Source organism: Lutibacter sp. (assembly GCF_033723435.1).
Lineage (GTDB): Bacteria > Bacteroidota > Bacteroidia > Flavobacteriales > Flavobacteriaceae > Lutibacter.
This window is the reverse complement of record NZ_JAWVXC010000007.1, coordinates 135,591-146,587: the sequence shown is the minus strand read 5'-3', so window position 1 is coordinate 146,587 and position 10,997 is coordinate 135,591. Positions and strand designations below refer to the sequence as shown.

Annotated in this window: 4 protein-coding genes; 3 read left to right on the top strand and 1 reads right to left on the bottom strand. The window is 30.2% G+C overall.

Translation table 11 applies throughout. The features are described from left to right. The 3 genes from R3342_RS11365 to R3342_RS11355 all read left to right on the top strand — a co-directional run. Positions 1-490, top strand: a 490-nt coding sequence (locus R3342_RS11365) for a T9SS type A sorting domain-containing protein (protein ID WP_318940314.1), incomplete at its 5' end; no start/stop codon positions are given. A 279-nt stretch (positions 491-769) separates the two neighbouring features. Continuing rightward, on the top strand, positions 770-5,629 hold the full coding sequence (locus tag R3342_RS11360) for a LamG-like jellyroll fold domain-containing protein (protein WP_318940313.1): 4,860 nt from the start codon (positions 770-772) through the stop codon (positions 5,627-5,629). 515 nt (positions 5,630-6,144) lie between these two features. Next, entirely contained in the window at positions 6,145-9,663 is a 3,519-nt protein-coding gene (locus R3342_RS11355) for a GEVED domain-containing protein (protein ID WP_318940311.1), read from the top strand. 64 nt (positions 9,664-9,727) lie between these two features. Here the strand turns inward: R3342_RS11355 and R3342_RS11350 are convergent, their stop codons facing one another. Then, complete coding sequence (locus R3342_RS11350) at positions 9,728-10,906, bottom strand: acyl-CoA dehydrogenase family protein (protein ID WP_318940308.1); 1,179 nt, start codon at positions 10,904-10,906, stop codon at positions 9,728-9,730. Between the last annotated feature and the right edge of the window lie 91 nt (positions 10,907-10,997).

The following is a 10,997-nucleotide window of genomic DNA, read 5'->3' as shown; positions in this document are numbered from 1 at the left end:
CCGTAATTTTGATAAAAATCAAAACTTACCATTAGGTTTAAAAACAGCTCAAGACGGTTTAATCAATATTAAAATAGATTCTTTAGCAAATATTGATAATAACCTAAAATTATATGTTAAGGACAGTTTAACAGGAGAAACTTATAAAATTAATAAAAAGCCTTTTGAGATGAATTTAGCAGCAGGAGATTATAATAACCGATTTTCAATAGTATTTCAACCGAGATTAAAAACTCCTGATGAAATATCATTAAAAGAAGGTTTTAATGTTTCATCAAGCACTAGTAATCAAATTGTACTTAATAAAACGATCGATACTCAAATTCTAGGTATTTATGTTTATAATACTTTAGGACAAGTAATATTAGTACAAACTAATAATTTAGAAGATAGAACTATAACTATCCCTATAAATACAACTACTGGTATATATTTTGTTCAAATTAATACGTCAAACGGAACACTAAATAAAAAAGTGTTTTTAGAATAAAAACATTTTATATATTTCACCTATACGGTTAATTATCAATTATTTTAGGGTAATATTTTACAATTAAATATTAATGTTTCATTAAATCTATTATTCTGTAGAAGTAATAACAAAAGAGCTAAAACATCAATAATAATAAATTAAAACAAAGTCATTTCCATTTATGTAAAAAATAAAACCTTTTATGGTTTATTGTAAACAGTTCATTTATTAGGCTTTTCAAATATTTTTTTGTTTAAGTAAATACTCTATCATTGTATAGCCCAATTTTTGAATATTATGTATTTTAAACCCCATATTCTAAGGAAAATACTATCAACTATATTTCTTTTTATTTTTGTTAATAGTTATTCACAAATAATACAAGTAAATATATTAGGTGGAGCTCAAATTTCACAGGGAGAAACCATCACTATTAATGCAGGAAATAGTTTAACTTTTAGAATTATAAATACTGTATCTGGTTGTAAATCTTTAAAAGTACAGGATGTAAATCTTGATAACCAAACAAACTTTTCAATATCGCCAAATAACCCTAAAAAAAATATAAAGTCTTATGATTGTAGAAATGGTCACAAATATTTAGATTTTACAGTAACTGCAGATAATCTTTCTTCCGGATGTGGTACATATACTACTAAAGTTACGGTAGATTCCAACTTACCCGATTTCTATTTTTATTTAACCATAAATACGTCACCAGTAATTTATGTTTTAGGAGGAAATCCTTGGGCTGATATATTAAATGGAGATACAACAACTTCTCATGTTAACGGAACTTATTTTGGTGTAGTTAATGAAGGGGCTTCTGTAACAAGAACATACATTATAGCAAATATAGGTAATTGTCCACTTGATATAACTTCAGCATCTAGTTCAAATCCAGACTTTGTAGCATCTTCAGCATACATTCCTTTTAGCGGCCTCCCCCCTTATTATTATATTACTTTAGATGTTACATTTACAGCTCCTGTTGGTGGAACCGGCACACAAACTTCTACAATTAGTATTGGAAATACTGATAATACAACGTTTACTTTTAATGTAAGTGCTGAAATGTTTAATTATAACATACCAGGGCCTGGAGGTATAACAGCTGAATTTAGACTATGGTTAAAATCAACTCGTGGAATTTCAGTTAATAGTGGTAGTAAAATTGATATCTGGCAAGATTTAGGAACTAATAGTAAAAATGCTATTCAACCAGATGCTAATAAACAGCCAACTTATTTAGATGATGTTGCAGATAATATTAATTTTAATCCTGTTTTAAAATTTGAAAATGATGGAGCAAGTATAGAACAATATTTGTACAATTCAGATAACGGATTTTATAGTCAGGATATGTATATGGTTGTGGTTCCAGATGAAACCATAACAACATCAACAGGAAGACGTACTATTTTTTCAGGGTCTGATTCTGGTAATTCAGGAGATTTAACAGGAGTTGGATTTGGAAATTATACTTCAAGATTTTCAAATGAGGTTTTAACTTACGCACAGGATGTTGAATCTCCATCAGGCAGTTTTTATGGAATTGCAGACACAAGTGGTTCACAAAATTATCAAAATCAAGGTATTATTAATGCTCGAAATAATTCGGCAGGAAACGGAATGCAGTTTTTGCATAATGGAAATACACTTGGCATAACTGAAGTAAAAGATGGATCTTTTTCGAATGTAGGTTATGTTGATACTGGACAGGGACAGCCAACGATTTTAGGAACCCCTTATAAAATTGGCAAAAACTTTGACTCACAAGGAAGTTTAAATGGTCGTGTTGCAGAAATTTTGACGTTTGCAGAAAGGGTGCCTAATACTGATAGACCAAAAATTGAAACCTACTTAGCTGTTAAATATGGGATTACTCTTGGTGTAAATGGCACTAGTAAAGATTATATTAATTCCGCAGGAACTAAAATATGGGATGTTGCAGCAAACACAGGGTTTAATTATAATATTGCTGGTATTGCTAAAGATTCTGTATCTGATTTAAATCAAAAACAATCTAAAAGCATTAATAACACAAACGAGGTTACCATAGGTTTAGGTGGTGTATATGATACAAACAGTGCAAATTCAAATGAATTTGAATTGGATAAAAGTGCTTTAATGTGGGGTTGTAACAATGGAAATTTCACAGGAACTTCAACAAATACTGTTACAATTGCAACGGGATTAACTTCTACATTAACACATATTGATCGTAAATGGAAAATAATTGAAACAGGAGGTGAAATAGACAATGTATATATTGCTATTCCTACTACAGCGTTTAGTAGTTTTTCAAAAAGTAGCACTCAAGAATATGCCTTAATCGTTTCAGACAACTCTAGTTTTTCAGATGCTGATATTATTGACGTAATTCCTTTAAAAATTAAGTTAGATGTTTATGGAAATCCTGTTTTAGATAAGGAAGGAAATCAATTATATACAACTTGGTATGATTTTGATGCTACTAAATATTTTACTTTTGGTAAAGTAGATCAGCTATCTGGTAATCGAGCTGTAAATATTTCTTCCGGTGATTATTTAGTTGGAGAGTCAGATTTAAATTTAAATGTAGATGCTTTTACTATTTCTGCTTGGATTAAAAGTTCACCAAATACAAGTTTAAGAACTATTATGGCAAAAGGAGCTAAGTTACAATTAAGATTAAATAGTTCTAATAAAGTTGAAGTGTTGGTTGATAATACTTCTCCAACCTTTACATCAAATATGGCTATAAGCGATAATAAATGGCATCAAATTACATTTGTATATAATAGTGGAACCATCTTTTTATATGTAGATGGCATATTAGATAGTTCAATTCAAAATATTGTTCATCCTTCGCCTAATTATAATAGTTTTTCAGTAGGAGCACTTTACTTGGATAAGAACAATATAATCAATCCATTTTTAGGAGATGTTGACGAAGTTTATGTTTGGGATTTTGCATTATCTGAAAATCAGGTAAGATATCTTATGAATCAAGAAATAGAAAAAGTGACTGGAGATTTTGTAAGTGGTAAAATAATTCCTTATACAGCATCAAGTAATGAATTAACCTCTATACCTTGGAGTACACTTAGAGCGTATTACGATTTTAATTCATTTTATGGTTCAACTGTAGAAGGGAAAACAAATTTGCGTAACTTTTTACGTGTTAATTATCTAAAAAAAGATAAGACAATAGTTGAAAATCAAACAGCACCATTACCTTATATTTCACAAGCAGATGGAGCTTGGAACACTTCTGGAACTTGGTTAAATAACAGCACGCAAATGTTGCCAAATTCTGTAGGTTTAGATGGAACGACATCAATAGATTGGAATATTGTAAAAACAACACATAATATTTCTTCAGGAAACAGAGATATCAATGTACTTGCCTTACTATTAAATGGTGGTAAATTAACACTTGATGGTACATTAGATTTAGCGACAGGAACAGGAACAGGTCAAGGATTAAATATTTCACATTATTTAGATTTAGATGGTGTAATTGATTTGCAAGGGGAATCACAATTAGTACAAGAAGAAGGAAGTGTACTTGATCCAAATAGTAATAGCTATATAATAAAGGCACAGCAAGGAACTGCAACTAGCTATAATTACAATTATTGGACTTCTTCTGTTGGTCCAATAGGAGGTACAAATAATGGATCATTTACTGTTCAAGGAGTTTTATTTGACGGTACAACAGGAACTCCACAAACAATAAATTTCTCTTCTAGTTATAACGCGGCTGACGGCTCAGTAACTTCACCAATAACACTAAGCACTTATTGGATGTACACTTTTAATGGTACGAGTAATGATTATTATTCTTGGAACAAAATTAATGAAAGCACACCAATTTCACCTGCCGAAGGTTACACAATGAAAGGAACCTCTAGTTCAGCAGCAATAACAGATAATCAAAATTATATATTTAAAGGCAAACCTTACAATGGGGATATTACTTTACATATTAATGCAGGAGAAGATCGTTTAATTGGAAATCCTTATCCTTCTGCTATAGATGCAGATGAGTTTATTTTAGACAATATAAAAACTTCAGAAACTATTAATGGTGAAGTTGGAAGAAATACGGTAAATGTTTTTAACGGAGCTTTGTATTTTTGGCATCATTTTGCTGGGCAAACGCATTATTTATCAGGATACGAGGGCGGTTATGCCACTTATACTTTAATGGGAGGTGCTAAAGCATATGCAAATGATACAAGAATTAACGCTACAGGCTCACATGGTAATAAAATTCCTGAACGTTATATCCCTGTAAATCAAGGATTTTTTGTAACTGCAACTAATGATACTTTAGTTAATTCGATAAGTAACCCTATTGAAGGAGGAGATATTTTATTTAAGAACAGTCAACGGGTATTTGTACCTGAAGGCGCTACAGGAACAAATGATGGATCGGTATTTTTCAAATCAAATTCAAAAAAAGTCGCTCAAAAATCTAATATAAAATCTGATAATCGCCCAAAAATTAGATTAGAATTTTCTTCTTCCTCAGGTTATCATCGTCAATTATTAGTTGGTGTAGATAAACATGCAACAAAAAACTTCGATTTGGGTTATGATGCACCAATGGCAGATTTAAATGATGATGATATGTTTTGGGAAATTAAGGGAAGTAAATTTGTAATTCAAGCAATTAATAATTTTGATGATTCTCAAGAATTACCTTTAGGTTTAAAAACAGCTCAAGACGGTTTGATAAGTATTAAAATAGATTCCTTAGAAAATACTGATAATAACCTAAAATTATATATTAAGGACAGTTTAACTGGAGAAACTTATAAAATTAATAAAAAGCCTTTTGAAATTAATTTAGTAGCTGGAGACTATAATAATAGATTTTCAATAGTATTTCAGCCTCGATTAAAAACTCCTGATGAAACAATATTAGAAGAAGGTTTTAATGTTTCAACAAGCACAGGTAATGAAATTGTACTTAATAAAACAATCGATACTCAAATTCTAAGCATTTATATTTATAATGCTTTAGGTCAACTATTATTAGTACGAACTGATAATTTAGAAGAAAGAGATGTTATTATTCCTTTAAATACTAGAGGAACAGGAGTATATTTTGTTAAAATTAATACATCTAATGGGATAATTAATAAAAAAATTGTTTTAGGATAAAGCAAATTATTTTGTTAGCAGTTTAAATGAACGTAAAATAAGTTTAGAAACAACAACTATTTTAGAACTAAATTAGCTCCTAATAGGAATGTTATAAATACATATGATAAAAGCATAGGAACTAAACTGATTATAATAAAGTTTTTTATACAACAGTTTCAAATTATGAAACAAATAATATAGAAACACTGCTTTTAATTCAAATGTGTAATCCTATTACACATAAAAATATAACACTTGAATTTACCATTAAAGCTAAAAGTATTTTAAGTTAAAGAATATATTGAAAAAATATATAAGCCAACAAGAAAAATGATTTTTTAATACTTTTATAGTTAATTATTAAGAAAATTTGAGTTAAAATTTGATTAATTATCTAAACAAAGTATACAGATTATTTTAATAAAAGAGTAATTTGTATGATTTATTATGCAATTAGCATATTTTTAATTAGTTATATTGATAATTTTTAACAGAAATAGTACTATTGAACCCCCTTAAAGTACTATTTAATTATGTTGAAATTTTCCCCAGGTATAAAACAATTTTTGCTTGTTTTTATCTTTTTCTTAACTACACTAGGTTTCTCTCAGACTACCACAATTTATTCTGAAAATTTTGAAACAGGATTTGAGGGATGGAGTATTAGTTCATCTGGTTCTGGAATAGGTTCTTGGGTAAACGGATCAAACGTTGCGAATTCTTCTGGAGCAACTGGTAACTATGTTTATTCTCAGGTATATGGTAAAAATTCTAATAATGATAATAATACAAATTATAATAATCATACATATATAATTGCTACAAGCCCTACAATTAACACCACAGGATATTCAAATATAACTTTTGATTTAGATATTTGGTATAATACCGAAACTAACTGGGATGGGATGAAAGTCGAGTATTCATTAAATAATGGAGCTACTTGGAGTAATTTGGGAAGTGTAAATAATGTAAATTGGTATAATGATACTGATGTTGATGCTTTCGGCAATAAGGTAGATGGTTGGTCTGGTAATAGTGGAGGATGGGTAACTAAAAGTATATCTTTAAGTAATGAAAATACTGGATTTGATAACAATTCACAAGTAAAAATTAGGATTCTTTTTGCTTCGGACACTTACGTAACAGATGTAGGAGTAGCCTTTGATAATATTATAATTAAAAGCGATAAATATTGTTCTTCATATGGGAGTAGTATGGATGGTTATAAAACAGGAATAAGATTAGTAAACTTTAATACTATAGATAATGCAACACCAATTGAAGATAACGATTACTCAGATTTTACTTCAATATCAACAACAGTTCTAAAAGGTTCTTCTTATGATTTAACAGTGAAAGTAAATACCGACGGTAATTATGCGGTTGGGGCAGTTGTGTGGATTGATTGGAATCAAGATGGTGATTTTAACGATAATGGTGAAGAATTTAATGTTGGTTATGCTGTAAATGTTTCTAATGGTAATACTTCGTTATCTCCCTATAATATTACTATACCTACAACGGCTAATACTGGCCCAACACGAATGCGAGTTTCCGCTAAATTTAATTATTACCCATTAAGTTGTGAAACAGAATTTGATGGTGAAGTTGAAGATTATACTGTTAATTTAATTGAGCCTAATATAGTTATAGACAATATTTCTCCAATGTCTTATTGTGAAGGCGATTCAGTAGATATTCCATATACACTTGTAGGAAATTATAACTCTGGAAATGTGTTTACAGCTCAATTGTCTGATACTTCGGGAAGTTTTGCTTCTCCATTAACTGTTGGAACAGTAACATCAAATTCAAATGGTACAATTTCAGGAACAATACCTATGGGTATTTCTTCAGGTTCAGGATATAGAATTAGAATAATAAGTAACAATCCTTCTGTTACAGGAACGGATAATGGAAGCAATATCAATATAAATGCACTTCCAATAAATCCAACTACAACCGACGTCCAAGTATGTAAGGGTTCTTCGGGAACTGTGTTAGCTTCTGGCGCGGTACCTGGAGAATCGTATTTATGGTATGATGCGGTAACAGGAGGTACTTTACTTAAGACAAGTACAGATAATACCGATAACTCATATGTAACACCAGCATTATCCGTAAATATCGATTACTGGGTTTCTATTTTAAATGCTAGTGGATGTGAAAGTTCTCGTACAAAAGTTACAGCAAATGTTATTACTGTAAATACTTGGAATGGATCTATAAGTTCAGATTGGAATACAGATGCCAATTGGGGTTGTAAAGTTCCTTCTTCAACTAATAATTTAGATGTTTTAATTCCTGCAGGATTATCAACTTATCCAACACTAAGTTCAGGTTCTACTGGTTATGTAGAAAATGTAGAATTTCAGCTGGGCTCAACTTTAAACGTTGTTAATAATTCTTTACGAGTTACCAAAAATATTAAATTAAATGGAAGTATTTATTTACAAGCAGAATCACAATTATTGCAAGATGAAGGAAGCGTTTTAGATGTAGCAAGTACAGGTTTTATTGAAATAGATCAACAAGGAACTAGTGATAATTTCAAATATAATTATTGGGGATCTCCTGTTGGAAAAATAAGTACGTCACAAAATAATGCAAGTTATACTATAGCTACTGTTTTGAGAGATGGTACAGATACAAACAACATTAAAAATATAGATTTTGGAGCATCTTATACTTATGCTGATGGGGGAGCAACATCTCCAATAAAATTAAGTACATATTGGATGTATAAATATGCAAATAAAACGTCTAGTGATTATAATGCTTGGGAACATCTAGGAAAAGATGGAACTTTATCTGTAGGTGAGGGTTTTACATTGAAAGGATCAAATACGGATCAAACTGAACAAAACTACACATTTGTTGGTAAACCAAACAATGGAACAATTAAATTACCATTGAGCGCAGGAGGAGCTTATTTAATAGGAAATCCATACCCTTGTGCTCTTGATGCAAAACAATTTATTAGAGATAATATTTCAACTGCAAACGGTGGGAATAGAAGTGTTGATGTTATAAATGGTACTTTATATTTTTGGGATCATTTTGGAGGGGGAACACATTTATTAAAATCATATGAAGGAGGTTATGCCATTTATACTTTAACAGGGAGTGTTCCCGCAATAGCAATTAACACATTAGTTAATAGTACAGGAAATTCCTCAACAAAAGTACCTCAGCGTTTTATTCCTGTAGCGCAAGGTTTCTTTGTAGAAGCAGCAGCAGGACTTACAGGTACGGAATATATACAATTTAATAACGGACAAAGAAAATATAAAACTGAACAAGTTAATACTTCTATATTCCTAAAAAATTCTAAAAAGAAAATTTCAAATAAAAATTCAACAGATGAAGATTTGTTTCCTAAGATTTTTTTAGAATATAATTCACCAAATGGATATCAAAGAGAGATTTTGGTTGGTTTTATAAATTCAGCAACTGACAGCTTAGATGTTGGATATGACGCTTTATTGAATGAGACTAATGAAGAAGACATGTATTGGAAATCAGGTAAAAATGATATGATAATACAAGCGGTTAAGACTTTAGACGATAACCGTGTGTTACCAATTGAAATTAAAACAGCTATTACAGGAGTAAATAAAATATCTATAAAGTCTTTAGAAAATATACCAGAAGGAACAGAAATATTTATAAAAGATAATTCTACAGGTGAAACATTTAATATTACAAGTAATCCATTTGAAATTAATTTAAATGCTGGAACTTATAGTAATCGCTTTGCGTTATCTTTTAAAACGGATGCATCGTTAAGTGTTTTTGATACTATTTTAGATAAAGAACTAGTTGTGTTTATGGACAACTCAAATTCGGAAATAAAATTAATAAACAACAGTAATATTGAAATTAATTCTATTAACCTCTACAATTACTTAGGACAACAAATAAAAATCTGGAAAACTAGTTTGAATCAAAATAGATTATCATTACCAGTAAAAACAGCTTCAGGGGTATATATAATTCGCATAAATACTTCGAAAGGAACAATTAATAAAAAAATAGTTATTGAATAATATATAAACAAACAAAAAAAGGCTTCTGTTAAGAAGCCTTTTTGTTTTCTAATAATTGATAAATTTATTTAAAAGCTTGTAAACCTGTAATGTCTAATCCTGTAATTAGTAAATGAATATCGTGAGTTCCTTCATAAGTAACCACACTTTCTAAATTCATCATATGTCGCATAATAGAATATTCACCAGTAATTCCCATAGCACCTAATACCTGACGAGCTTCTCTAGCTATTTTAAGAGCCATATCAACATTATTTCGCTTCGCCATAGATATTTGGGCAGAAGTTGCTTTCCCTTCATTTCTTAAGATTCCTAAGCGCCAAGTTAATAATTGAGCTTTAGTGATTTCGGTAATCATTTCTGCTAACTTTTTTTGTTGTAATTGTGTAGCTGCAATTGGTTTTTCAAATTGAATACGTTGTTTTGCATAACGTAATGCAGTATCATAGCAATCCATTGCTGCACCAATAGCTCCCCAGGCAATTCCGTAACGAGCAGAATCTAAACACCCAAGTGGAGCACCTAAACCATCTTTGTTTGGTAAAATATTTTCTTTAGGAATTTTTACGTTGTCAAAAATTAATTCACCTGTAGCAGAAGCTCTTAAAGACCATTTGTTATGTGTTTCAGGAGTAGAAAATCCTTCCATACCACGCTCAACAATAAGCCCTTTAATTCTTCCTTCTTCATTTTTAGCCCAAACCACTGCAATATCTGCAAAAGGAGCATTTGAAATCCACATTTTAGCACCATTTAATAAATAATAATCACCCATATCTTTAATATTGGTAACCATTCCACCTGGATTTGATCCAAAATCTGGTTCAGTTAATCCAAAACAGCCTAAATATTCTCCATTTGCTAATTTTGGTAAGTATTTTTTTCGTTGTTCTTCATTACCATATTTCCAAATAGGATACATTACTAATGATGATTGTACTGAAGCTGTAGATCTAACACCTGAATCACCACGTTCAATTTCCTGCATAATTAATCCGTATGACATTTGATCTAATCCAGCACCACCATATTCTTCAGGAATATAAGGACCAAAAGCTCCAATTGAAGCTAAGCCTTTTACAATGGATGTTGGAAATTTTGCTTCTTGAGCTGCATTTTCTATAATTGGAGAAACTTCTCTTTTTACCCATTCACGCGCTGCATCACGTACTAATTTATGTTCATCGGTTAACAGTTCATCTAATTGATAATAATCTGGAGCTTCAAATAAATCTTGTGCCATAACTTGTTTGTTTTTTAAAGTTTACAAATTTACTAATTAAAGTCCTTTTAATATTAAAATTTAAAATCTTTTATTCCTTACTTTTGTAATA

Bases quoted from the DNA above. Each gene is read 5' to 3' on its own strand.
- R3342_RS11360 (WP_318940313.1), top strand. From the start codon at position 770: ATGTATTTTAAACCCCATATTCTAAGGAAAATACTATCAACTATATTT.
- R3342_RS11355 (WP_318940311.1), top strand. From the start codon at position 6,145: ATGTTGAAATTTTCCCCAGGTATAAAACAATTTTTGCTTGTTTTTATC.
- R3342_RS11350 (WP_318940308.1), bottom strand. From the start codon at position 10,906: ATGGCACAAGATTTATTTGAAGCTCCAGATTATTATCAATTAGATGAA.